The following is a 22,029-nucleotide window of genomic DNA, read 5'->3' as shown; positions in this document are numbered from 1 at the left end:
TCCGTTCCTGTTCCTTCGGACAGGAACAGATGGAAGCCATCAGTGCCTGTCGTTCAATTCGTACATATCGATGTGCGTCCGGCAAAAACCGGTAACCGCGTCATTGTTTCGGCATGTCAGCGACACCTTTTGTCTGGGACAGACCGCCCTTGCGGTACTGTTCAAGTAGGTTTGCGCGTTTCACTACACCTTCACCCGCCTGTCCCGCAAGCGCGCAGGCATGGATAAAAGCATTCTGGCCCATCACTTCGTCCAGTTCGGCCCCCGTGAAGAGCAAAAAGGATGGAATTTCTTCCTCGGCATTCGAGCCGAATTTGAAGGCCTTGCGGGCCTGATCGATCTTCCGGATACCGTCTGCCGCAGCGTCTGAGGCATGAAAGACGGCAATCGCGCCGCCGGAGCGAACTGCGGCATCGACCTTCGTCGCGCCCGAGATAAACTGGCTCGCCTTGCGGGCCATGTTCATCATGCCGATCAGATCGGCCGCGAGCAGTCTGTCGACCGTCGCCCCGAGATCGGCATCCGCCTTAGCGTCCGTTTTCAACGCGCGGGCGAAGGATTTCTTCTGGACCGCCCGGTCGATTAACGCCCGTTCGGCCTTTACCCAGCAGCCCCGCCCCGGAAGGCGACGCTTGAGATCGGGAACAACCTGACCATCAGGCCCGGCCACGAAGCGGATCAGCGTTTCCGGTGATCCGGCTTCACGGGTGACGATGCAGGTACGGTCATTCACGATAAGCTCGTCGTCTGCATCGTCGTCTGGTTCATTGCCAATCGGGATCATTCCCGCTCGGCGGCAGGCGCCTCCTCGGCGTCTTCGGCCTCTGGTGCTTCTTCTGTGGCAAGATCAGCCTCGGTGATCCAGCCAGCCAGCAGGCGGGCCTGCACGACCATGTTTTCAGCTTCGGTGCGCGAAACTTCGAACTTCGAAAACAGACCTTCGAACTTCTTGGTCTCGCCGTCCTTGCGCTCGCTCCAACCGACAAGATCATCGGCCGCGCAGCCGGCAAAATCCTCGATCGTCTTGATGCCGTCTTCGCCAAGCGCGACCAGCATCTGACCGGTCAGGCCGTCGATCTGCTTCAGCTCGTCGGCAACACCGAGTGCGACGCGCTTCGCATCGTTTTCGGATTCGATCCGCTCAAGATATTCGCGGGCACGGGTCTGGATCTCGGTCGCGGTGTCTTCGTCGAAACCGTCGATGGACGAGATTTCGTCGAGCTCGACATAGGCAAGCTCTTCAACGGCGGCAAAGCCTTCGGACGCCAGCACCTGGCCAACCATCTCGTCGACATCAAGCGCGTCCATGAACAGGTTGGTGCGCTCGTTGAATTCCTTCTGGCGGCGCTCCGATTCCTCGGCTTCCGTCATGATGTCGATATCCCAGCCGGTCAGCTGCGATGCAAGGCGGACGTTCTGGCCACGACGACCGATCGCCAGCGACAGCTGCTCGTCGGGAACCACGACTTCGATCCGCTCGCTGTCCTCGTCGAGAACAACCTTGGAGACTTCAGCCGGCTGCAGCGCGTTGACGATGAACGATGCCGGATCCTGGCTCCACGGAATGATGTCGATCTTTTCGCCCTGCAGTTCGCCGACGACGGCCTGAACGCGCGAACCGCGCATACCGACGCAGGCGCCGACCGGATCGATCGACGAGTCGTTGGAAACGACAGCGATCTTGGCGCGCGAGCCAGGATCGCGGGCAACGGACTTGATCTGGATGATGCCGTCGTAGATTTCAGGCACTTCCATGGTGAACAGCTTCACCATGAACTGCGGATGGGTACGCGACAGGAAAATCTGCGGGCCACGCTGTTCGCGGCGCACGTCGTAGACATAGGCGCGAACGCGGTCACCGTAGCGCATGTTTTCGCGCGGGATCATCTCGTCACGGCGAATGATGCCTTCGCCACGACCGAGGTCGACGATGACGTTGCCATATTCGACGCGCTTGACGGTGCCATTGACGATTTCGCCGACGCGGTCCTTGAACTCGTCGAACTGACGGTCACGTTCCGCTTCGCGCACCTTCTGGACGATAACCTGCTTGGCAGACTGGGCAGCGATACGACCGAAATCCATCGGCGGCAGCGGATCGGCGATGAAGTCGCCGATCTTGGCGTCAACGTTGCGATCGAGCGCCAGCGTCAGCGGGATCTGCGTGCCGTAATCCTCGGCGACATCGACCACTTCCAGCAGACGCTGGAGACGGATCTCGCCGGTCTTGGAATTGATGTCGGCACGGATGTTGGTTTCCGAACCATAGCGCGAGCGGGCGGCCTTCTGGATGGCGTCGGCCATCGCAGCCAGCACGATTTCGCGGTCGATGACCTTTTCGCGGGCTACTGCATCTGCGATCTGCAGAAGTTCAAGCCGGTTTGCGCTCACTGCCATTGTCGTTGGTCTCCGTAAGTCGAGCTATGTGCGACCTTCTCAAAGGAAGGCGTGCTGTCGGTTATTCTTCGTCAGTGTCTTCGTCGGTTTCGTCGTTCTGATTGGCGGCCTGCTGCTTGGCCGCCTTGTCAGCCCGCAACGCGTCGCGGATCAGTTCGTCGGTGAGGACAAGCTTTCCTTCGGACAGCGCCGTAAACGGAATGAGCAAATGCTGTGTCTCGCCATCGGCGACCTGATCGCGGTCGATCGTGAAGCCCTCGGACGTGACGTCGGTGATCTTGCCGCGAAAACGCTTGCGATTGTCGACCAGGATCGACGTCTCGCATTTCACGATATGGCCGTTCCAGCGCTCGAAATCGGACTTGCGCACCATCGGGCGATCGATGCCGGGCGACGATACTTCGAGATGATACTCCCGATCGATCGGATCTTCCACATCGAGAACGGGCGAGATCGCCATCGAGACAGCTTCACAGCCCTCGACATCCATCGTGCCATCGTTGCGTTCGGCCATGATCTGCAGCGTCGCGCCATTCTGATTGAGCATCCGGACGCGCACGAGGCGGAAGTCCATGGATGTCAGAACGGGCTCGATGATCTCGGCCACTCTGAGTTCAAGCCCGGTCTCGACGATCAGGCGCGGTTCGCTGTCGGTTTGTGGCATGCGCCCTCCGAATTCGTGCTCCCTGTCCGGTTTCCGGACGAGGGGGAGAAAAGCGATCGCCTAACAAAAAAGAGCGGGTCCGGGAGGGCCCACTCTTCATCGGACGATCAAGAATATGGCCTGCATATACGCTTTCACACCGGCGATTGCAAGACCGCCGCAAGACTCGTCGCATTCGCTCCGGTCCGTGATGGGGTCGGTGACAGCAGATCTCCATCATCGGGCATTTTAGGACATGACGCGGGTGGAATTTGTGGTCTTCAGGTCTATAACCCTTTGGTGACAGTGCAATGATGGGAGGAAGAGACTTGCCCGATCGGATTTCGACGCTGGCGCCGTTTCGGCTGCCGACGTTCCGAATGATCTGGATTGCCAGCATCGCGTCGAATTTCGGTGGGTTGATCCAGGCCGTCGGTGCCGCCTGGATGATGACGGCGATCGCCAGTTCGCAAGACATGGTGGCGCTGGTGCAGGCGTCCAACGCCTTGCCGATCATGCTGTTTTCACTTGTCGCCGGAGCACTGGCCGACAATTACAATCGCCGCAGCCTGATGCTGACGGCGCAGTTCTTCATGCTGATAGTGTCGATCACGCTGACAGTATTTGCCTATCTCGGCCTACTGACGCCGTGGCTGCTTTTGATGTTCACCTTCCTGATCGGCTGCGGAACGGCTCTCAATAACCCGTCCTGGCAGGCCTCGGTCGGCGATATCGTTCCGCGCGAGTTCCTGCCGACCGCGGTGACGCTGAACAGCGTCGGCTTCAACATCACCCGCAGCGTCGGCCCGGCGATCGGTGGCGCGATCGTCGCAGCAGCAGGTGCTGCCGCGGCCTTCGCGGTCAACGCGATGAGCTATTTCGCCATCATCTACGCACTGTTTCGCTGGAAGCCGCAGCGTGCGGACGATTCGCTTCCGCGCGAAACCCTGCTGCGGGCGCTGTCTGCCGGCCTCGGCTACGTCGCGATGTCGCCGAATATTCTGAACGTGCTGCTACGCGGCCTGCTGTTCGGCCTGACCGCAAGCGCCATTCTGGCCCTTCTGCCGATCGTCGCCCGCGATCTCGTGTCCGGTGGCCCGTTCACCTACGGCATCATGCTGGGCGCTTTCGGCATCGGCGCCGTCGCCGGTGCCATTGCCAATGCGAGGCTCAGGGAAAAGTTCTCCAGCGAATGGATCGTCCGGTTCGCGTTTGTCGGCTTTGCCGCAAGTTCCGCCGTGATCGGCGCAAGCACGAACACGACACTGACGGTGATTGCGCTCTTGTTCCCAGGCGCCTGCTGGGTTCTTGCGCTATCGCTGTTCAACACCACCGTGCAGCTTTCGACGCCGCGCTGGGTCGTCGGCCGTGCCTTGTCCTTCTACCAGACGGCAACATTTGGCGGCATTGCTGCGGGCAGCTGGATGTGGGGTCTTCTGTCCGAAAACTTTGGCGCGTCGGTTGCACTCTCTATCGCGAGCCTCGCCATGCTTGTCGGCGCTCTCGTCGGCTGGCGCATGCCGCTGCCGCAGTTCGGCGATGTCAATCTCGATCCGCTCAACCGCTTCAACGCGCCGCTTCTCAGCCTCGCGCTGCAGCCACGAAGCGGGCCGATCGTGCTCCAGATCGATTACCTGATCGGCGAGGCGGACATCCCCGAATTCCTGACCCTGATGGCACGCCGCAGACGGGTGCGGATCCGGGACGGTGCAAGGCAGTGGGCCTTGATGCGCGATCTCGAACATCCCGACGTCTGGACGGAGACCTATCATACCGCCACCTGGGCAGATTACGTGCGCCACAATCAGCGGCGCATGCAGATGGATGCGGAGATCTGGGACGCGATCCGCAAGCTGCATCAGGGCGATGAGGAACCGAAGGTTCATCGCATGATCGAGCGGCAGACGATCCCGCCGCCCTCCGACATCATGCACAAGCCGCATATCGACCTTCACCACTAAGGCGAAGGCTGTGGTCCGTTACTTGAGCCGGCTTTTCAGCGACGCATCCGGATAGCAGGTCGGCGAAAGACCATTCTTGGCCTGCCAGTCGCCAAGCGCCCGGCGGGTTTTGAAACCCGGCAGACCATCCACGTTGCCGACATCATACCCCTTGGCCACCAACGCCTTCTGCATGGCAAGCACGTCGGAGCGAAGCATCTTGCCAACGTCACCCCACGAGCCCTCAAAGGCGCCGGCACCATGGGCGATACGATCAGCCAGATTGCCGATGAACAGCGCATAGAGGTCGGAGTTGTTATATTCCTTCAGCACGTAGAAATTCGGCGTGACGACGAATTCCGGTCCGTTGCGGCCGGCAGGTACCAGCATCATGCCGGATGCCTTGAGATCCGCCGTAGGAAAGGCCTTGCCGGAGATGCGGGTGATCCCGGTCGCCGCCCAGGCGGAGATCGGCTTTGCCAGATCCGGGCCTTCCTGGGCGCAGGAAACCTTGGCAGGAATGGAAACCTCGAAGCCCCAGTCACGACCGCGCTGCCAGCCTTCCTGCTGTAGATAGTGGGCAATTGATGCCAGCGAGTCGGGTACGGAATTCCAGATATCCGGATGCCCGTCCTTGTCGAAGTCGACGGCATATTTGAGGTAGCTGGTCGGCATGAATTGCGGCTGGCCGAGAGCGCCGGCCCAAGAACCCTTCATCGTCGCGGCATCCACGTCGCCGCGCTCGATCATCATCAGCGCTGCGATCAGCTCCTCGCGGAACATCAGTTTGCGGGTGGACATGAAGGCCTTGGTCGCGAGAACCTCGAGTGCCGAATAGGGAAGCCGTGCCTTGCCGAAACCGGACTCGCGACCCCAGATGGCGACCACGATCTCACCGGGAACGCCGTAGGCGGCCTCGATCCGCTTCAGCGTCGCGGCATGTGTCGACGCAAGGCCGCGACCCGTTGCCGCCAGTCCTTGCAGCCGCTTTTCGGAGAAATAGGCGCCGGGGGAAGAGAACTCCGCCTGGCTCTGATCCTGGCTCTTCGGCGGCTTGGAGCCCGGCGGCACCAGATCGGGCAGGGTCCAGTTGAGGGCGATGCCGTCAAAGGCGGTCTCCAGCGTCCGCTCGGAAATGCCGGCTTTGCGAGCTTCCGGCCCAAGATCGCTGGCGATCCATCGCTGGAACTGCTTTTCCACATCCGGCTTGTTTTGGGCCATCACGGGCAGCGGAAGCAGGCAAAGGATGGCGCCAAGGGCGATGAGTGTCTTGCGCATGAAATCTCCTCAGATCGCCGTTCGTGCCCGAAGTGCCGCCGTCAGTGTGCCTTCGTCGAGATAGTCGAGCTCGCCGCCGACAGGAACGCCGTGCGCCAGCCGGGTGATTTTCACATCGATGCCGGCCAGCTGGTCGGTTATATAGTGTGCTGTGGTTTGTCCCTCGACCGTGGCGTTGACCGCGATGATGATTTCCTTGACCACGCCTTCGCTCACCCGGTCGATCAGTCCGCGAATGTTGAGATCGTCCGGCCCGACACCATCGAGCGGCGACAGCGTGCCGCCCAGCACGTGATAGGCCGCGTTCATCGCGCCTGCGCGCTCCAGAGCCCAGAGATCGGACACATCTTCGCAGACGATCAGCGTCGACTGGTCGCGACGGATATCGGTGCAGACGGTGCAGGGATCGGACGTATCCACATTGCCGCAGCGCGAGCAGATCTTCACCTTGTCATAGGCTTCGCCCATCGCGTTCGACAGCGGACCGAGCAACTGGTCCTTCTTCTTGATGAGATGCAATGCCGCCCGGCGGGCCGAACGGGGGCCGAGACCCGGTACTTTCGCCAGAAGCTGGATGAGTTTTTCGATTTCGGGGCCGGTGACTCGCTTTGCCATGGTTCTCCTTTAGCCCATATGCAGGGGAAACGGAATCGACGAAGGACCAGCCGAATGAAACTTCTTAGCCTCTGCCTTGGTCATCCGGAAAAGCTTCCGGGCAAGAGCTACAAGACCGGCATCAACAAGATGCCGATGAAAAATCCAGTCATGATCGATGTTGAAGGCCTGGTCGGCGATGCCGTCTGCAATACGAAATATCATGGTGGCCCGGAGCAGGCGATCCTGCTCGAAGGCAGCCTCACGCTCGACTGGTGGCGGTCGGAACTCGGCCGCGATCTGCCGGATGGCACTTTTGGCGAAAACCTCGTGATCGAAGGGCTCGACAACCGCGACGTGGCCGCGGGCGATTGTTTCCGCATCGGTGCCGAGCTTGTTCTGCAGGCGACATCCGCCCGCACACCCTGCGCGACGCTTGCCGCCAAGATGGGCGATCCGACTTTCGTCAAAGCCTACCGAACGGCTGCTCGCCCCGGCATCTACTGCCGGGTGCTGACGCCGGGTTTTGCGTCGGCGGGCGATGCCGTTGAATTCAGTGCGTACCAAGGAACGAGGGTTTCCATCCCGGAACTGCTGACCAAATTCGGCAAGCGTCTGGGAGATGACGACCGGCAGCGGTTTCTATCCGCACCCATCCATGCCGATATGCGAGAGGCGATCGAAGCCGGCAAACCCGCCAAGTTCTAGCGAATAGGCAGGTCTTGCCGGCAGACGGTTCCCAGAGGGAACGCCGGTCTCGGCTTAGAACGGCAGCTTCATGCCGGGCGGAATCGGCAGGCCGGCGGTCAGTTCCTTGGTCTTTTCGGCAGTGATTTCTTCTGCCCGATCCTTGGCCAGCTTGTGCGCTGCAATGATCAGGTCTTCGAGGATCTCGGATTCGTCTTCCTTGAACAGGGACGGATCGATCTTCAGACCCAGCATGTCGCCCTTGCCGTTCATCCGGATCGTCACGAGGCCGCCACCGGCCGTGCCTTCGACTTCGAGAGCGGCGATATCCGCCTGCATCTTCTCCATCTTGGCCTGCATTTCCTTGACCTTGCCCATCATGCCCATGATGTCGCGCATCGGGATCTCCTCTTCCTGATTTTTAAAGTTCGATGTCGTCGCCCGGCAGGATATCGCCCTCGGCGCTTTCCACCACGGCTGGCGGCGGCAATTCGTCTGCGTCGATTTCGTCCTCGCTCACGCGGATCCGGACGTCGGTGATCTTTGCGCCGGGAAACTGCGACAGGATCGCCGCGACATCCGGGTCGGAGCGGGCATCGGTCAGCCGCGCTTCGCGCGCTGTTCCCTCTGCCTCGACCAATGTCGGCGAACCGTCTTCCTTGCTGAGGGAGACGATCCAGTGGATGCCGGTCCATTCCTTCAGTTTGACGCCGAGTTCGCCTGGCAGCGTCGTTGGTCCGCCGTCGGTCAGGCGCATGTCGAGCCGGCCCGGCTCGATCTTCACCAGCCGCACGAAATTGCGCACGAGCGCCTTCAGCTTCGCGTCGCGGTTCTTGGAGCAGAGATCGACAATGTCGGCCAGCGAGCGAACCGCAACGCTGGGCTCGGGCTTTTCCTCGACACGGCCGATCGGCATCTCGCGCGGGTTGTCGTTCGGCACGGCTTTCAGCATCGCCGTCGGTCCGCCTGACGGCATCCGCTGCGATTGCATATCGATCCCGCGGGCATTGAGCGGCGGCTGCGATGACGAAGTCTGGCCTGCGCCATTGCCGCCGCCGTTCCCATTGGGCGCTCCGCGCTGGCCATCGCCACCGGAAAGGTCGGCAAGCCGCCGCGCCGCGTCTTCCGGCGAGGGAAGGTGGGCGGCATGAGTGAGGCGGATCAGCACCATTTCGGCGGCACCGGCGGGGCGGGAAGAGTTCTCCGCTTCCGGAATGCCCTTGAGCAGCATCTGCCAGATCCGCGACAGGGTGCTGACGGCGATCGTCTCGGAAAATTCGCGACCGCGCACACGCTCCACTTCGCTCAGCGAAGGATCGTCCGCCGCTTCCGGGATATATTTGAAGCGCGTGACGAGATGGGTGAAGTCCGCAAGGTCGGTCAGAACCACGACAGGGTTGGCGCCGGCTTCGTATTGTGCGGTGAATTCGGAAAGGGCAGCCGTCACGTCGCCCTGCACGATCTGTTCGAACAGATCGACGATGCGGGCGCGGTCGGCAAGGCCAAGCATGCCGCGCACGGTATCGGCCACCACATGGCCTGCGCCATGGGCAATCGCCTGGTCGAGAAGGGACAGTCCGTCGCGAGCGGAGCCTTCAGCCGCGCGCGCGATCATCGACAGTGCCTCGGTCTCGGCCGGAATACCTTCCTTTTCGAGGATGGTCGTGAACAGGCCGACGAGATCGGCAGCACTGATCCGGCGGAGGTCAAAGCGCTGGCAGCGCGACAGGACGGTAATCGGCACCTTGCGGATTTCCGTCGTCGCGAAGATGAACTTCACATGCTCCGGCGGCTCTTCCAGCGTCTTCAGCAGGCCGTTGAAGGCCTGCGTGGAGAGCATGTGCACTTCGTCGATGATGTAGACTTTGTAGCGCGCCGAGACAGGACGATAGCGCACCTGCTCGATGATCTCTCTGATATCGTCGATGCCGGTGTGCGAGGCTGCGTCCATCTCGATGACATCGACATGCCGACCTTCCATGATCGCCTGGCAGTGTTCGCCGGGGATACGCAGATCGATCGTCGGGCGGTCGATCTCGGCGGTCTTGTAATTGAGCGCACGCGCCAGAATGCGGGCAGTCGTCGTCTTGCCGACACCGCGCACACCGGTCAGCATATAGGCCTGGGCGATGCGGCCGGTCTCGAAGGCGTTGGTGAGTGTTCTCACCATCGGCTCCTGGCCGACCATCAGGTCGGAAAAATCCTTGGGACGGTATTTGCGGGCGAGAACCCGGTAGCCACTGCCGGAAGGCGTCGGCGCAGTCGGGTTGCTGGAATATGTCGGCCCGTCGTCGCTCATGAAAATCCTGCCAGCCTGTACGGGCCATTCCGGCCGTCAGAGACTGAGCGCGCCGGATGCTGACCAAGATGAGAGGGTGGGAGGCTGGCACGGCGACCCGTGCCTGGCTCGTTAGGGCTGCTTCCTTCCGGACCTGACCCGGTTGGCGAGTGGCTCGTCCACCACCAACCTCCCACCGCTCATATCGTCAATAACGCTTCCAAATGCAAGCCAAGCCTGTAAAAAACTACGACCAGATAAAAACATTAGGAGGAATGCTTGAGCGAGTTCGAACTGGACGGGCGCATTGCGCGGGACTCCGATCTCATCGCCACCCTCGATCTCTGTCAGCTGCGGATCCAGAATGACAGCCGCTGGCCGTGGCTTGTCATGGTGCCGCAGCGGGCCGACATGACCGAGATCTTCGAGCTTTCAGAAGCGGATCAGGCGCTCCTGTCGGCCGAGGTCAATCATGTTGCGGCCGCCTTGAAGGAGATAACGTGCGCGACCAAGATTAATGTCGGTGCGCTTGGCAACATCGTCCGGCAGCTCCATGTTCATGTGATTGCCCGCTTCGAAGGCGATGCGAACTGGCCGGGCCCGATCTGGGGATACGGATCCGCAGAACCGTATGACAGCGAAAAGAGGCAGGCCCTCGTGAACACACTGATGGAAAAGCTTTCCCGATGAGCAGCATATTCGATACCGATACACCGCATCCCGATCCAAGCAGTCTCACGGCGTTCTCCGGCAACAAGCTCGACCGGCAGGCGGAAAACCGGGAAGACGACTGCATCGAGAAGGCGCTGTCCGTCGATGGCACCCATATCCTCGCCTTTTCCGGCAGCCGGGTCATACTGAAGCACGATGGCCAGATCCTCGATCCGCTGTTTGCCGCCTACGAGCTGGCGGAGCTGAAGCCGGATTTCGACCGGGCCGTGCTGCTCGGCCATCACGAGAACGGTGAGCCGCGCGTCGCTGTCCCGGTCACGATCGCCGATGAAGAACTCGCAAGCCATTACAAGCCGACCGAGGCACGCGCTCTCTTCCGGGAAGGCCTGCTCGATGACGAGCTTCAGGGGGAGGTCGCCCAGGCGGTGTCGCTGCTCAACTGGAATGCCGCCAATATCTTCTGCGGAAAATGCGGCTCGCCCACCGAAATGAAGATCGGCGGCTACAAGCGCGTCTGCACACAGTGTCAGCACATGATGTTTCCGCGCACCGACCCCGTCGTCATCATGATGACGATCGACGAGGAAAACGAACGCTGCCTTTTGGGACGCAGCCATCATTTCCAGGAGGGTATGTATTCCTGCCTGGCTGGCTTCGTCGAACCCGGCGAAACGATCGAACAGGCCGTCAGACGTGAAACCGTCGAGGAATCGGCGATCGAGATCGGACGCGTGCGCTATCACGCATCGCAGCCCTGGCCGATGCCGCATTCGCTGATGATCGGCTGTTTCGCCGAGGCGACGTCGACGGAGATCACCATCGATGCCCACGAAATGTCTGACGTTCGCTGGTTTTCGCGCGCCGAGGTGCAGGCGATGCTGGAGGCAGGCCCGGATGACAAGCCGTTCGGCCCCGCCAAGGGAGCGATTGCCTATCGGCTGATGCGCGACTGGATCGACTGGAAGCGCTGAAAGGAGCGCTTCCGCCCGTCAGCCTTTCTGCAGCGCGCCGCGCATCGGATGGCCCTTGTAGGTCCCGAGAATGCGGACCTTTTCGGAGAAGAAGCGCAGTTCTTCCAGCGCACGCCGCACGGGGGCATCGTCCGGATGCCCCTCGATATCCGCGTAGAACTGCGTCGCCACGAACTTGCCGCCCAGCTGATAGCTTTCGAGCTTCGTCATGTTGATGCCGTTGGTGGCAAATCCACCCATCGCCTTGTAAAGCGCAGCCGGTATGTTGCGCACGTTGAACACGAAGGTGGTGACGATCACGTCGTCCGCCTCGTTGCGCTGCACCCACTTCTCGTCGCGCGACAAAACCACGAAACGGGTGACGTTGTTTTCCGTGTCCTCGACATTTTCGGCGAGGATGTCGAGCCCGTAGAGACTGGCCGCAAGCCGTGGCGCAAGGGCCGCCATCGAGCGGTCGCCCTTTTCGGAAACGAGTTTCGCAGCACCCGCCGTGTCGCCGGCAACAACGGCCTTCCAGCCATTGGCGCGGATGATCTTGCGGCACTGGCCAAGCGCGTGGATATGGCTGTGGACGGTGCGGATTTCTTCGCGCTCCACACCCGGCAACACCATCAGCTGGAACCGGATCGGCATGAAATATTCGCCGACGATATGCAGACGCGATTCCGGCAGCAGGTAGTGAATGTCGGCCACACGTCCGGCGATGGTGTTTTCGATCGGAATCATTGCGAGATCCGAATCACCGTTCTCCAGCGCCTGGAACGCATCCTCGAAGGTCGGGCAGGGCAGGGGTTCCATGTCCGGAAACATGTCCCTGGACGCCATATCGGAATTGGCGCCGAATTCACCCTGGAAGGAAATGCGGTTGGTCGAGGCATTCATGAGGCTGATCCGTTACAAACCGCGGGAGGAAAGGATGGCACGCGCCTTTTCAAGGTCGGCCGGCGTGTCGACGCCCAGCGGCACCGATGCGACGATTTCGGCATCGATGCGCATGCCCGCTTCGAGTGCCCGCAACTGCTCGAGCGATTCGCGCTTTTCGAGCACCGAAGGGCCGAGCGTCACGAATTTCTCAAGCGCAGTGCGGCGATAGGCGTAAAGCCCGATGTGGTGGTAGAGCGGGCCGTTGCCGTAAGGGGCTGTGGCGCGGGTAAAGTAGAGCGCCTTCAGCCGCGTGTCTGACAACGGCGAACCGACGATCTTGACCACGTTCGGATTGGTCTTCTCGTGCTCTTCGGTGATTTCGACGGTCAGCGTGGCAATATCCGTCTGCGGGCTGTCCAGCAGCGGTTTGAGCGAGGCGCGCACGACGTCGGCTTCCACGGTCGGCAGGTCGCCCTGCACGTTGATGACGTATTCCACCTTGCCGTCAGGGTCCGCCTTGGTCAGCGCTTCGAAGATCCGATCGGAACCCGACTGGTGGTCTTCGCGGGTCATGACCACCTCGAAGCCTGCAGCTTTCACCACATCGAAAATGTCCTGATGGTCCACGGCAACGACGATGCGACCGACATTGGCCTCCTCGGCGCGCTTTGCGACCTGCACGATCATGGGCAGCCCGGCGATGTCTGCGAGCGGCTTGCCGGGAAGGCGCGTCGACGCCATTCGTGCTGGAATGAGGACGAGCGTCCGGTCGAAAGCCGTGTAAGTCATCGTAAAACCTTCCAGTCCAGCCTGCGCAGTGGCAAAAAGTCTCAAGCAGAACGAGCGTATCGTGTTGCAAGGCCTCTGCAAAAGACATAGCTTCCAAACAAATTCAAGGTGCCTGCTTTGGGACGGCGGGCCGGTGAGGAGAATTTGCTGATGAATCCCTATGTAAACATGTCGGTAGGCGCATTGCTTGCCACGGTTTTCGTGATGATGTCCGTATCGATCGCGTCGGAGGGGATTTTCCACTCGCCGTCGCCTGAGAAGGAAGGATTTGCAATCGCCGCGCTGGAAGAGCCAGCCGGCGGCGAAGCGGCTGCCGGTGGCGGTGCCGCGGAAGTTGTCCCTGTTGGTCAGCTGATGGCAGGTGCCGATGCCGCTGCCGGCGCAACGGTATTCAAGAAGTGTCAGAGCTGTCACTCCATTGAAAAGGGAGGCCCCAACAAGGTGGGTCCCGATCTATGGGGTGTTGTAAACCGTCCGATCGCCAGCCATGAGGGCTTTTCCTACTCTGCTGCCATGAAGGATTTCTCCAAGGGCGGCGCGGAGACCTGGACGTTCGATCACCTCAACCACTTCCTCGTTGCGCCCAAGGCCTACGTGAAGGGGACAGCGATGGGCTTTGCCGGCTTGAAGAACGACAAGGAACGCGGCAACCTGCTTGCTTATATCCGCGAACAGTCTGATAGCCCTGCGCCACTGCCTGAACCCGGCGCTGCACCCGCTCCCGCCCCGACGAATTGATCCCACCCGGCGGCAGACATTCCGATCACGACAGCAGCCAACCCCAGAAGCTTACGGTGATAAGGCCGAACGCTGTCGTGATGCTGATGGTCGAGGCGGCAAGGCTTTGTCCGGACCTGAACCGCTGGGCAATCAGCCAGGCATTGATGCCCGTTGGAACAGAAGAGGTCAAAACCAGAGCGGCCGCCCAGTCCCGCGGCAGCCCGATCGCATGGCTTGTGGCGAACACGATCGCCGGCATCAGGGTAAGCTTCAGGACTGCAACGGCCGTGGCGAGATTGATATCGCCACGGATCGGATAACGGGTCAGCGCCATGCCGATTGAAATCAGCGCCACCGGCCCGGCTGAGGCGGCGATCTGGTTGACGACAGGCAGCACGGACGTGGGGATCGAGAAGCCCAGAAGATTGAACGGTATCCCGATCGCGATCGCGATCACGAGCGGATTGCGGACCAGGTTGCTGGCGACCTGCCGCAGAACCACGGAAAGCGTGCGCTTCTGTGTGCCGTCGACCCGCGCAGTTGCCCCCTCCATCAGGATCGAGCCGGCGATCATCATGATCGGCAGATGGATGGCGAGCAGGATCGAGACGGCAAGAAGCCCTTCCTTGCCGACCATGTGATCGATCAACGGCAGGCCGATGAAGATGTTGTTGGCAAACGCACTCGACATGCCCGCGATGACGCCGACCTTGGCATCCCGTGCGAAGAACCGCGTGGCCATCAGATGCCCGGTCGTCCATGTGACGGCAACGGCAATGAAATAGGCGCTCCACAGCCCGAAGGGAGAGACGCCGCCAAAATGGGCGTCCGCAACCGTCCGGAAGATCAGCATCGGAACCGCGATCTTGAAGACGTATTCCCCCAGCGCGTCACCGGTTTCGGCCTTCAAAAGCCCGGTTTTGGCGGCGAGCCAGCCCATCAGGATCAGGATGAAGACGGGCAGCACATTGGCGAAGACTGACGACACGGAGGCGGCTTTCGGAGGAGACTGTTATCTGCGTCTAGCGCAGATCTGGCTGAACGACAAATGCGTCGGGCGCAAACCCGTTGCAGGCGAAAGCCGAAAACAGAAAAGCGGGGCTTGATCCCCGCTTCCTTCCCCGGTCCAGCCAGGGGTGTCCAAACGCTTCGTCGCCAGTTCATCCGTGGTCGACATCAGCAATCGGATGATCGTTATCTAGCGGCTCACCATGACGGGAGAATGACAGCTGCGGATTTTTGGAGCCTTAGTGCCGACAGCGTTTTTTGCTTCCCATCACGGCTAAAGGCGAATACCCGTTCTCTCATCCATTCATTCGAAAGAGGATCAGAGCCGGATGCCGAAATTCGACGTGCTAACCATCGGCAATGCCATCGTGGACATCCTCGCGCGCTGCGACGATCAATTCCTCGGCGACAACGCGATCATCAAGGGTGCGATGAACCTGATCAATGCCGAGCGCGCCGAACTTCTCTACTCGAAGATGGGTCCTGCGGTCGAAGCCTCAGGCGGTTCCGCCGGCAACACAGCGGCAGGCGTTGCCAGTCTCGGCGGCAGGGCTGCCTACTTCGGCAAGGTCGCCAACGATCAGCTCGGCACCATTTTCCAGCATGATATCCGTGCGCAGGGCGTCCACTACGAGACAAAGCCTGATGGTGTTCATCCCCCGACCGCCCGTTCGATGATTTTCGTGACGCCGGATGGCGAGCGTTCGATGAACACCTATCTCGGCGCCTGCGTCGAACTCGGTCCTGAACATGTCGAGGAAGATGTGGTTGCCGAATCGAAGGTGACGTATTTCGAAGGTTACCTGTGGGATCCGCCGCGCGCCAAGGATGCGATCCGCGAAGCAGCCCGCATCGCCCATGCGCATGGTCGTGAAGTCTCGATGACGCTGTCGGATCCGTTCTGCGTCGGTCGCTACCGTGAGGAATTCCTGGAGCTGATGAAATCCGGCACCGTGGATATCGTCTTTGCCAACAAGCAGGAACTTCTGTCGCTCTACGAGACGGACGATTTCGAGCTCGCCCTCGGCAAGATCGCTCACGATTGCAAGCTGGCGGCCATCACGCTGAGCGAGGAAGGTGCGGTTCTCGTGCGTGGCAAGGAACGGATCGCGATCCCGGCCTATGCCATCGAGGAACTCGTCGATACGACCGGTGCCGGCGATCTGTTCGCCGCCGGCTTTCTCTACGGCTATACCGCAGATCGTTCGCTTGAGGATTGCGGCAAGCTTGGCTGCCTGGTCGCGGCCATCGTCATTCAGCAGATCGGGCCGCGGCCGATGGTCTCGCTCGCGCAGGCGGCGAAGGAAAGAGGCCTTATTTAAAGGCCTCTCCTGGGTAAGCGCCCCAGATTTCCGCCTGGGCGATCCAGCCCTCTGCACCATTCGCTTCTGCATGGCACCAGTCGCCATTGCATTCGCTGATCTTGATCATCACGCCGGGCTCGAGCTTTGCAGTGAGGCCCGCGGATTGCTGCGGCTCGTTGCGCATGTTGACATAGATGTCCTTGCCCTTGCCGCGCATCCACGGCGCTGCAACGGCAGTGCGCTCGCCCGATAGCAGGGCCTGGTTGACCCAGCCCTCCGTGCCCTCGGCATCGCGAACACGGCGCCAGTTGTCGTATTCCTGGATGATTTCCATCGGGGTTCCCGACTTCATGTACATCCATGACACCGCATAATCCGTGCTCGGACCGATGCGGATGTTCACCTTTCTCGATTTCAGGCTGACGAAACGGGGAAGCGGCAGACCGCTTGCGCCCTTGGCAACGCCCTGTGCAAGTGCGCCGTCGGCGCCGGAAAGGCAGGTGAGGAGCCCGATCGAGGCTGCAAGGAAGGATGTAAAGAATGTTCTGCGCATGAATCTCATTCCGGCTGAAATTCCACAAGCGTTCCTGTCCATGCGAGGTTTTGTTTGTCTTCGCCGACGGGTCTGTTAAGAAAACGCCCTGGATGCCTCCGACTATTGCGCACCTTGGTTAAGGACGTCCTAATGGCAGCTGATTGCAATGCGGCTTTGAAACCATGACAGCGAAGAAAAAAACCCAGGTTTACATCACTCGCAAACTTCCGGACGCCGTTGAAACGCGCATGCGCGAGCTTTTCGACGCAGAGCTCAATATCGACGATTGTCCCCGTTCGCGCGAAGAGCTTATCGCTGCTATGAAGACCGCCGATGTGCTGGTACCGACGGTTACCGATAGGATCGACGCAGGGCTGATCGCGGAAGCAGGCCCGCAGCTGAAGCTGATCGCCAGTTTTTCCAACGGTACCGATCATATCGATGTGGATGCGGCCGCCAAGAAGGGGATCACGGTCACCAACACGCCGAACGTCCTGACCGAAGACACGGCCGATATGACCTTGGCGCTGATCCTCGCCGTCAACCGCCGGCTTGCGGAAGGCTCGCGGATCCTCACAGACAAGCCCGGTGAATGGGAAGGCTGGAGCCCGACCTGGATGCTAGGCCGCCGGATCTGGGGCAAGCGGATCGGCATCGTCGGCATGGGCCGCATCGGCAGTGCTGTGGCGCGCCGTGCCAAGGCCTTCGGCCTCGCCATCCACTATCACAATCGCAAACCGGTCAGCCCGGCCACCGAGGAAGAGCTGGAGGCGACCTATTGGGACAGCCTCGACCAGATGCTTGCCCGCGTCGATATCGTCTCGATCAACTGCCCGTCGACGCCGGCGACCTTTCACCTTCTCTCGGCCCGCCGGCTGGCCTTGCTGCAGCCCGGTTCGATCATCGTCAACACCGCCCGCGGCGACATTATCGACGAGGCCGCGATGGTGCAGCTTCTGCGCGACGGGAAAATTGCAGGCGCTGGGCTCGACGTCTATCAGAACGAACCGGCCGTCAATCCGAAGCTCGTCAAGCTCGCCCGCGAAGGGCGTGTCGTGCTCCTGCCGCATATGGGCTCGGCAACGATCGAAGGTCGCATCGACATGGGCGACAAGGTGATCATCAATATCCGCACGTATTTCGACGGCCATCGCCCACCGAACAGGGTCCTGCCCGGCCGAAACTAACGGTTCTTACGCTAGGGGCTTCTGCATCTCGATCGATGTCGTTCTGGCATAGCCCGCATGGGCGTTCTCGGCCGTCCTGACGAAGCCCCACTTCTCGAAGGTCGCGTGATTGCCGGTAAGCTCGATGCGCGTCTCCAGCCTCAGCGCAGGCAGGCCGTGTTGCCGCGCGATATCCTCCGCCACCGAGAGCAGCCGCCGGCCGAGACCTCGGTTCTGGAACGCAGGCGATATCGCCAGCTTGCCCACATAGAGACATCCGGGTTCAGGCTTCAGAAACACGCAACCTGCAAGCTGTCCCTCTTCCACCGCGACGAACGCAATCTCGTCGCGCGCCTTCTGCTCAAGCGACACAAGCGTGAGCCGGTGGGCAGAGGAGGGCGGATCGATCACGCCGTCCATGTAGGCGAAGGATGACAGGATGAGCGTCAGCAGGTCTTCCCAGCGGGTAAAACTCTCGTCGAGGCGAACGATCTCGGTCATTCCGCCGCCGTCCGTGTCCCGCGGCGCTTGTACTTGATCACATCGAACCGGGTTGCCAGCGCATCGTAGAGCAACAGGCGTCTAACCAGCGGCTCGCCGATCCCTGTCACCAACTTGATCGCTTCCATCGCCATCAGCGTCCCGATCACGCCGGTGAGCGCACCGACGACGCCAGTCTCCGCGCAGGCGGGGATAAGGCCTTCCGGCGGCTGCTCGGGAAAGAGGTCGCGGTAGGTGGGGTTGAGATCTCCGTCCTCGCCGGCCTCGTAAGGTTTCAGCACCGTCAACGATCCGTCGAAGCGCCCGACCGCACCCGTCACCAAGGGGATGCGGGCCGCTTCCGCCGCGTCCGCTGCTGCATAGCGCGTGTCGAAATTGTCCGAGCCGTCGATCAGCAGGCGGAAACGGGAGAGATGCATCTGAGCCCATTCGGCGGAGAAGCGCTCCTCGAAATCCATCACCCGCGTATTCGGGTTCAACCGGGCGATCGCCTCTCGGGCACTCCGTGTCTTCATCTCGCCGATCGTGCCGGTATCGTGGATCACCTGTCGCTGCAGGTTGGAGAGCGAAACGCGGTCGTCGTCGACGATGCCGATCGTGCCAACGCCGGCCGCTGCGAGATATTCGAGAATGGGCGCCCCAAGACCGCCCGCACCGATCACCAGCACACGTGCGCTCTTGAGCTTCTGCTGGCCCTGACCGCCGATCTCCGGCAGCAGGATATGGCGGCGATAGCGCTCGATTTCATCTGGGCGGAGCGTGTCCGAATTCTGGTTTTCCATCATGGGATCATAGCACCGCAGAAATCGAGTGTAAGCAGGTTCAGCGGGTTATGCCGCCATGGGAAACTGTCAGGAACTGCGCCCGATCGGCAAGCGCTGCAAACATGTGGCGATCGGTGCCGGTCATGAAGGCCTGCCCGCCCAGTCCATGCACGAGATCGAACAATGTCGCGCGCCGTCCCTCGTCCAGATGTGCTGCAATCTCGTCCAGAAGCAGGATTGGCGCATGGCCGGTCATATCCGCCGTCAGGCGGGCGTGGGCAAGCACGAGCCCGATCAGCAGGGCTTTCTGCTCCCCGGTCGAGCAGCGCGAAGCCTCAATGTCCTTCTCGCGGTGACGAACGGTTAGGTCGACACGGTGCGGACCATCCAGTGTTCGTCCCGCTGCAGCGTCGCGGCCACGCCCTGACGCGAGCATGGCGAGATATTCATCTTCCAGGTCCGCCGCGGGCCGATCCATGGCACCGTCCAGAAACCCTTCCAGCGAAAGCTCTGGCGTTGGAAACGGCGTGTCGCCGAGATTGGCAGACAGCGTCTTCAGCAGTCCCAGCATCTCGTGCCGGGCCGCCGCCATGGATATACCGAGACCCGCCATCTGCGCCTCGATTGCGGAAAGCCACGCGGGATCGAACCGTCCTTCAGACAGCAACCGGTTGCGGCTGCGCATGGCACGTTCGAAATCGCCCGCCCGCCGGCCGTGACCTGCATCGAGCGAGAGAACCAGTCGGTCGAGAAAGCGGCGGCGGTCGGCCGAGGGGCCGGTGAACAGCCCATCCATAGCCGGGGTCAGCCAAAGGGCGCGCAGATGGTCGGAGAGTTCTTCGGTCGATTTTGCAGGCGTGCCGTTGATCCGGAGCTTGCGGCTGACACCGTCGCCGTCATTGGCTTCGATGCCGGTGCCGAGCGAAACCTCGCCCTCCATCCCGTCCACATCCGCAAAGACGCTGAAACCTGCGGCAGCGCCGACGCGCGTCACATCGCTCAGCACGGCGCGGCGCAGGCCACGGCCGGGAGACAGGAAGGACACGGCTTCCAGAAGGTTCGTCTTTCCTGCACCGTTCTCGCCGGTCAGGACGACATGCCGGCCGTCGAGATCGAGCGAAGCCTGGTTGTAATTCCGGAAGTCGGTCAGCTTCAGCCGGGAAAGGAAAGTCTTTTGCGCCATCTTGTATCGCGTTGTTTCCACGTAGGAGCTAAGGACTTCGCGCCAAGAAGGCAAGCGCAGGTCTGTAACTGACATCACCCTTGGCGAGTTGCAGGCCGTGCCCGCCGTTTTCTTCCCGTTCCAAACGCTGTAGTCTCGGAGAAAGCCTCAGCCGGAAGGATCCGGCGAATGCCCGAAATCGAGTGCGAGTGAATAGTGTGACCGAAGACGATAGAATTTTGAAGCTGGAGGAATTGGCGGCGCATCAGGCCAAGGTCATCGAGGAACTGTCCGACCAGCTTGCCGAACAGTGGAAGGTCGTCGAGCAGACCCGCTCGAAGCTCGACCGGCTGACCGTACGCTTTCTGTCCCTCGAGGAAACCTCGCTGGAAGCGCCGGCCAACACTAGGCCGCCACACTACTGACCGTCACGCGGCGGCGCGGGCAAAGCGCCTCAGGGCCACATATTCCCAGATTGCGACGGCCAGAAGCGAACCCGTCGCAAGCATCTGGATGTGGACGGTTGTCAGGCTCGCAACAAGCAGAAAGCAGGCAACAAGGACGGCAATGCCGGCACAATGCGACCATGGCACATGCTTTGTCGAATGCGTCTTTACCCAGATCATGCCGCTTAAGAACAGGATCGGACCGCCTAGAAGCGCGAAAGCCTGAGCAAGCGTTGCATGCTCGTGCGCATGCGACAGTGCGAAGTCTTCACCGACTGCAGTAAGGATGATGCCAGCGATAATCGGCAGGTGACCGTAGGTGAAAAGATGATTCGCGGTCGCCTGTGGCTCTGAACTTTCTTCCGCCTTGTCGGCTGCCTTTTCCTGCCCGTCATGGAAGTAGATCCACCACATCAGCACGGTCGAAAGGAAGGCTACAAACAGCACGAGTGGCGTCAAGCTGCTTTCCAGATGACTGGACGCATTCTTGCCCGTGGTGAGGATCGTTTCTCCAAGCGCGATGATGACGAACAGCGCGCAGCGTTCGGCCATATGCTCGCCGTTGATATCAAGCGTTTCCGCAGGCGCGGCACCTAGCCCGGGCACCCGGTAACGTAAGATCGGTGCGATATATTCGATCGCCAGCGCAGCGATCCAGAAGTACACCCGGACGGACTGTTCACTGAGGCCGCCGGCGATCCACAAAGCGCTTGAAACCGAAAGCCAGACGGTAATCCGCTGGAAGGTGACATAGGAGGCCCGATCGGCGTGTCGGAAGGCGTAGAGCGCAAACAGCGATCGGATGATCTGCATGGCCGAATAGGCGAGCGCGAAGGTCAGGCCCATGTCCTGAAACGCCCTCGGCAGGGCAATTGCCAGAATGACGCCGAGAAACATCAGGCCGAACAGCAGGATCCGCACCGGCTCTATTTCGGCATCGAGAAGATTGGTGACCCAGGTCGTGTGGATCCAGACCCACCAGAGCGCGAAGATGAAAATCAGCGCTTCGGCGGCGATCCCGAGTGAGAAATCCGCGGCCAGCGTTTCCGACAACTGGATGAAGGCGAAGACGAAGACCAGGTCGAAGAACAGTTCCGGGAAGTTGGCCTTGGTCGCCTGCTTGTCGTCTTTGCGAAGCCAGTAGTGTTTACCGTCCGTCATGTCTGGTCTCGATTGTTTCAGTCCCGCAACTACAGAGCGGGCTTGTTCAGCTCTATAATAATGGCTGGGCAGATTGCTGTGTCTATAAGGGTTTTAACGAAGAAAAACGCCGGCGCAGGGCCGGCGTTTTGCAATCTTCGTCTTTGCGA

Annotated in this window: 23 protein-coding genes and 1 other RNA gene; 8 read left to right on the top strand and 16 right to left on the bottom strand. The window is 60.9% G+C overall.

Features of this window, described 5'->3' with window-relative positions; all coding sequences use genetic code 11:
* Positions 1-100 precede the first annotated feature (100 nt).
* The 3 genes from AC0JZ8_RS05145 to rimP form a co-directional block, all read right to left on the bottom strand.
* Entirely contained in the window at positions 101-784 is a 684-nt protein-coding gene (locus tag AC0JZ8_RS05145; protein WP_062578573.1) for an RNA-binding protein, read from the bottom strand.
* Positions 781-2,397 carry a transcription termination factor NusA gene (gene nusA, locus AC0JZ8_RS05140; protein ID WP_113109286.1) on the bottom strand — a complete coding sequence of 539 codons (1,617 nt, stop codon included), beginning with the start codon at positions 2,395-2,397 and terminating at the stop codon, positions 781-783. Before nusA ends, AC0JZ8_RS05145 begins: the two co-directional genes overlap by 4 nt.
* 61 nt (positions 2,398-2,458) lie before the next feature.
* On the bottom strand, positions 2,459-3,061 hold the full coding sequence (rimP, locus tag AC0JZ8_RS05135; RefSeq protein WP_062454201.1) for a ribosome maturation factor RimP: 603 nt from the start codon (positions 3,059-3,061) through the stop codon (positions 2,459-2,461).
* A 290-nt stretch (positions 3,062-3,351) separates the two neighbouring features.
* Here rimP and AC0JZ8_RS05130 point away from each other — a divergent pair, with 290 nt between their 5' ends.
* Entirely contained in the window at positions 3,352-5,001 is a 1,650-nt protein-coding gene (locus tag AC0JZ8_RS05130; protein ID WP_471891963.1) for an MFS transporter, read from the top strand.
* An 18-nt stretch (positions 5,002-5,019) separates the two neighbouring features.
* Here AC0JZ8_RS05130 and AC0JZ8_RS05125 read toward each other — a convergent pair whose 3' ends face one another.
* Positions 5,020-6,201 carry a lytic murein transglycosylase gene (locus AC0JZ8_RS05125; protein WP_471893327.1) on the bottom strand — a complete coding sequence of 394 codons (1,182 nt, stop codon included), beginning with the start codon at positions 6,199-6,201 and terminating at the stop codon, positions 5,020-5,022.
* 66 nt (positions 6,202-6,267) lie between these two features.
* Positions 6,268-6,873 carry a recombination mediator RecR gene (recR, locus tag AC0JZ8_RS05120; RefSeq protein ID WP_174195406.1) on the bottom strand — a complete coding sequence of 202 codons (606 nt, stop codon included), beginning with the start codon at positions 6,871-6,873 and terminating at the stop codon, positions 6,268-6,270.
* Positions 6,874-6,927: 54 nt separating this feature from the next.
* Here recR and AC0JZ8_RS05115 point away from each other — a divergent pair, with 54 nt between their 5' ends.
* A complete protein-coding gene (locus AC0JZ8_RS05115) occupies positions 6,928-7,560 on the top strand; it encodes an MOSC domain-containing protein (protein ID WP_471891962.1) in 633 nt (210 codons plus the stop codon).
* Positions 7,561-7,614: 54 nt separating this feature from the next.
* Here the strand turns inward: AC0JZ8_RS05115 and AC0JZ8_RS05110 are convergent, their stop codons facing one another.
* From AC0JZ8_RS05110 to ffs, 3 genes are all read right to left on the bottom strand, one after another.
* Complete coding sequence (locus AC0JZ8_RS05110) at positions 7,615-7,938, bottom strand: YbaB/EbfC family nucleoid-associated protein (RefSeq protein WP_062454196.1); 324 nt, start codon at positions 7,936-7,938, stop codon at positions 7,615-7,617.
* Between the two features lie 22 nt (positions 7,939-7,960).
* The gene (locus tag AC0JZ8_RS05105) at positions 7,961-9,838 is read right to left on the bottom strand and encodes a DNA polymerase III subunit gamma/tau (protein WP_471891961.1); all 1,878 of its coding nucleotides are present in this window, start codon (positions 9,836-9,838) and stop codon (positions 7,961-7,963) included.
* 76 nt (positions 9,839-9,914) lie between these two features.
* Positions 9,915-10,011, bottom strand: an RNA gene (ffs, locus tag AC0JZ8_RS05100) — signal recognition particle sRNA small type.
* An 85-nt stretch (positions 10,012-10,096) separates the two neighbouring features.
* Between ffs and AC0JZ8_RS05095 the strand changes: the two genes are divergently transcribed.
* Together AC0JZ8_RS05095 and nudC are read left to right on the top strand one after the other, a co-directional pair.
* A complete protein-coding gene (locus tag AC0JZ8_RS05095) occupies positions 10,097-10,507 on the top strand; it encodes an HIT domain-containing protein (RefSeq protein ID WP_471891960.1) in 411 nt (136 codons plus the stop codon).
* Complete coding sequence (nudC, locus tag AC0JZ8_RS05090; RefSeq protein ID WP_471891959.1) at positions 10,504-11,460, top strand: NAD(+) diphosphatase; 957 nt, start codon at positions 10,504-10,506, stop codon at positions 11,458-11,460. Before AC0JZ8_RS05095 ends, nudC begins: the two co-directional genes overlap by 4 nt.
* Positions 11,461-11,478: 18 nt before the next feature.
* On the opposite strand, the gene AC0JZ8_RS05085 is transcribed toward nudC, so the two are convergent.
* Together AC0JZ8_RS05085 and AC0JZ8_RS05080 are read right to left on the bottom strand one after the other, a co-directional pair.
* The gene (locus AC0JZ8_RS05085; RefSeq protein ID WP_062454192.1) at positions 11,479-12,342 is read right to left on the bottom strand and encodes a prephenate dehydratase; all 864 of its coding nucleotides are present in this window, start codon (positions 12,340-12,342) and stop codon (positions 11,479-11,481) included.
* A 12-nt stretch (positions 12,343-12,354) separates the two neighbouring features.
* A complete protein-coding gene (locus AC0JZ8_RS05080) occupies positions 12,355-13,113 on the bottom strand; it encodes a 3-deoxy-manno-octulosonate cytidylyltransferase (RefSeq protein WP_471891958.1) in 759 nt (252 codons plus the stop codon).
* Between the two features lie 150 nt (positions 13,114-13,263).
* On the opposite strand from AC0JZ8_RS05080, the gene AC0JZ8_RS05075 reads away from it, so the two are divergent.
* Entirely contained in the window at positions 13,264-13,851 is a 588-nt protein-coding gene (locus AC0JZ8_RS05075) for a c-type cytochrome (RefSeq protein ID WP_062454190.1), read from the top strand.
* 25 nt (positions 13,852-13,876) lie between these two features.
* Here AC0JZ8_RS05075 and AC0JZ8_RS05070 read toward each other — a convergent pair whose 3' ends face one another.
* A complete protein-coding gene (locus tag AC0JZ8_RS05070) occupies positions 13,877-14,821 on the bottom strand; it encodes an AEC family transporter (RefSeq protein WP_062454189.1) in 945 nt (314 codons plus the stop codon).
* 349 nt (positions 14,822-15,170) lie between these two features.
* Between AC0JZ8_RS05070 and AC0JZ8_RS05065 the strand changes: the two genes are divergently transcribed.
* Positions 15,171-16,163, top strand: a complete 993-nt coding sequence (locus AC0JZ8_RS05065) for an adenosine kinase (RefSeq protein WP_062578597.1) — start codon at positions 15,171-15,173, stop codon at positions 16,161-16,163.
* Here the strand turns inward: AC0JZ8_RS05065 and AC0JZ8_RS05060 are convergent.
* The gene (locus tag AC0JZ8_RS05060) at positions 16,156-16,698 is read right to left on the bottom strand and encodes an SH3 domain-containing protein (protein ID WP_062454187.1); all 543 of its coding nucleotides are present in this window, start codon (positions 16,696-16,698) and stop codon (positions 16,156-16,158) included. The genes AC0JZ8_RS05065 and AC0JZ8_RS05060 overlap by 8 nt on opposite strands.
* Before the next feature lie 164 nt (positions 16,699-16,862).
* Between AC0JZ8_RS05060 and AC0JZ8_RS05055 the strand changes: the two genes are divergently transcribed.
* Positions 16,863-17,867: a 2-hydroxyacid dehydrogenase gene (locus AC0JZ8_RS05055; RefSeq protein ID WP_471891957.1), complete on the top strand. Its 1,005-nt coding sequence runs from the start codon at positions 16,863-16,865 to the stop codon at positions 17,865-17,867.
* A 6-nt stretch (positions 17,868-17,873) separates the two neighbouring features.
* Here the strand turns inward: AC0JZ8_RS05055 and AC0JZ8_RS05050 are convergent, their stop codons facing one another.
* From AC0JZ8_RS05050 to recF, 3 genes are read right to left on the bottom strand one after another with little or no spacing between them, the layout of a single operon-like run.
* Positions 17,874-18,347, bottom strand: coding sequence for a GNAT family N-acetyltransferase (locus tag AC0JZ8_RS05050; RefSeq protein ID WP_430255649.1), 474 nt, complete (start codon positions 18,345-18,347; stop codon positions 17,874-17,876).
* Positions 18,344-19,132: a molybdopterin-synthase adenylyltransferase MoeB gene (gene moeB, locus AC0JZ8_RS05045; RefSeq protein ID WP_471891956.1), complete on the bottom strand. Its 789-nt coding sequence runs from the start codon at positions 19,130-19,132 to the stop codon at positions 18,344-18,346. Before moeB ends, AC0JZ8_RS05050 begins: the two co-directional genes overlap by 4 nt.
* 37 nt (positions 19,133-19,169) lie before the next feature.
* Positions 19,170-20,294, bottom strand: coding sequence for a DNA replication/repair protein RecF (gene recF, locus AC0JZ8_RS05040; RefSeq protein WP_471891955.1), 1,125 nt, complete (start codon positions 20,292-20,294; stop codon positions 19,170-19,172).
* 188 nt (positions 20,295-20,482) lie between these two features.
* Here recF and AC0JZ8_RS05035 point away from each other — a divergent pair, with 188 nt between their 5' ends.
* Positions 20,483-20,698 carry a SlyX family protein gene (locus tag AC0JZ8_RS05035; RefSeq protein WP_062578605.1) on the top strand — a complete coding sequence of 72 codons (216 nt, stop codon included), beginning with the start codon at positions 20,483-20,485 and terminating at the stop codon, positions 20,696-20,698.
* A gap of 3 nt (positions 20,699-20,701) precedes the next feature.
* Here AC0JZ8_RS05035 and AC0JZ8_RS05030 read toward each other — a convergent pair whose 3' ends face one another.
* Positions 20,702-21,880 (bottom strand): low temperature requirement protein A, encoded by a 1,179-nt coding sequence (locus tag AC0JZ8_RS05030; protein WP_062578606.1) that lies wholly within the window; start codon positions 21,878-21,880, stop codon positions 20,702-20,704.
* Positions 21,881-22,029 lie beyond the last annotated feature (149 nt).

It is taken from the genome of Velazquezella soli, assembly GCF_977018685.1.
This window is presented reverse-complemented; position numbering and strand designations above follow the sequence as displayed.

What these genes read in the sequence shown, in the direction of transcription:
- recF (WP_471891955.1), bottom strand. Translation starts at nt 20,294, where the DNA reads ATGGCGCAAAAGACTTTCCTTTCCCGGCTGAAGCTGACCGACTTCCGG.
- AC0JZ8_RS05110 (WP_062454196.1), bottom strand. Translation starts at nt 7,938, where the DNA reads ATGCGCGACATCATGGGCATGATGGGCAAGGTCAAGGAAATGCAGGCC.
- AC0JZ8_RS05130 (WP_471891963.1), top strand. Translation starts at nt 3,352, where the DNA reads ATGATGGGAGGAAGAGACTTGCCCGATCGGATTTCGACGCTGGCGCCG.
- rimP (WP_062454201.1), bottom strand. Translation starts at nt 3,061, where the DNA reads ATGCCACAAACCGACAGCGAACCGCGCCTGATCGTCGAGACCGGGCTT.
- AC0JZ8_RS05080 (WP_471891958.1), bottom strand. Translation starts at nt 13,113, where the DNA reads ATGACTTACACGGCTTTCGACCGGACGCTCGTCCTCATTCCAGCACGA.
- AC0JZ8_RS05030 (WP_062578606.1), bottom strand. Translation starts at nt 21,880, where the DNA reads ATGACGGACGGTAAACACTACTGGCTTCGCAAAGACGACAAGCAGGCG.
- nusA (WP_113109286.1), bottom strand. Translation starts at nt 2,397, where the DNA reads ATGGCAGTGAGCGCAAACCGGCTTGAACTTCTGCAGATCGCAGATGCA.
- AC0JZ8_RS05105 (WP_471891961.1), bottom strand. Translation starts at nt 9,838, where the DNA reads ATGAGCGACGACGGGCCGACATATTCCAGCAACCCGACTGCGCCGACG.
- AC0JZ8_RS05050 (WP_430255649.1), bottom strand. Translation starts at nt 18,347, where the DNA reads ATGACCGAGATCGTTCGCCTCGACGAGAGTTTTACCCGCTGGGAAGAC.
- AC0JZ8_RS05115 (WP_471891962.1), top strand. Translation starts at nt 6,928, where the DNA reads ATGAAACTTCTTAGCCTCTGCCTTGGTCATCCGGAAAAGCTTCCGGGC.
- AC0JZ8_RS05075 (WP_062454190.1), top strand. Translation starts at nt 13,264, where the DNA reads ATGAATCCCTATGTAAACATGTCGGTAGGCGCATTGCTTGCCACGGTT.
- AC0JZ8_RS05125 (WP_471893327.1), bottom strand. Translation starts at nt 6,201, where the DNA reads ATGGCCCAAAACAAGCCGGATGTGGAAAAGCAGTTCCAGCGATGGATC.
- AC0JZ8_RS05145 (WP_062578573.1), bottom strand. Translation starts at nt 784, where the DNA reads ATGATCCCGATTGGCAATGAACCAGACGACGATGCAGACGACGAGCTT.
- AC0JZ8_RS05085 (WP_062454192.1), bottom strand. Translation starts at nt 12,342, where the DNA reads ATGAATGCCTCGACCAACCGCATTTCCTTCCAGGGTGAATTCGGCGCC.
- nudC (WP_471891959.1), top strand. Translation starts at nt 10,504, where the DNA reads ATGAGCAGCATATTCGATACCGATACACCGCATCCCGATCCAAGCAGT.
- moeB (WP_471891956.1), bottom strand. Translation starts at nt 19,132, where the DNA reads ATGATGGAAAACCAGAATTCGGACACGCTCCGCCCAGATGAAATCGAG.
- recR (WP_174195406.1), bottom strand. Translation starts at nt 6,873, where the DNA reads ATGGCAAAGCGAGTCACCGGCCCCGAAATCGAAAAACTCATCCAGCTT.
- AC0JZ8_RS05065 (WP_062578597.1), top strand. Translation starts at nt 15,171, where the DNA reads ATGCCGAAATTCGACGTGCTAACCATCGGCAATGCCATCGTGGACATC.
- AC0JZ8_RS05060 (WP_062454187.1), bottom strand. Translation starts at nt 16,698, where the DNA reads ATGCGCAGAACATTCTTTACATCCTTCCTTGCAGCCTCGATCGGGCTC.
- AC0JZ8_RS05055 (WP_471891957.1), top strand. Translation starts at nt 16,863, where the DNA reads ATGACAGCGAAGAAAAAAACCCAGGTTTACATCACTCGCAAACTTCCG.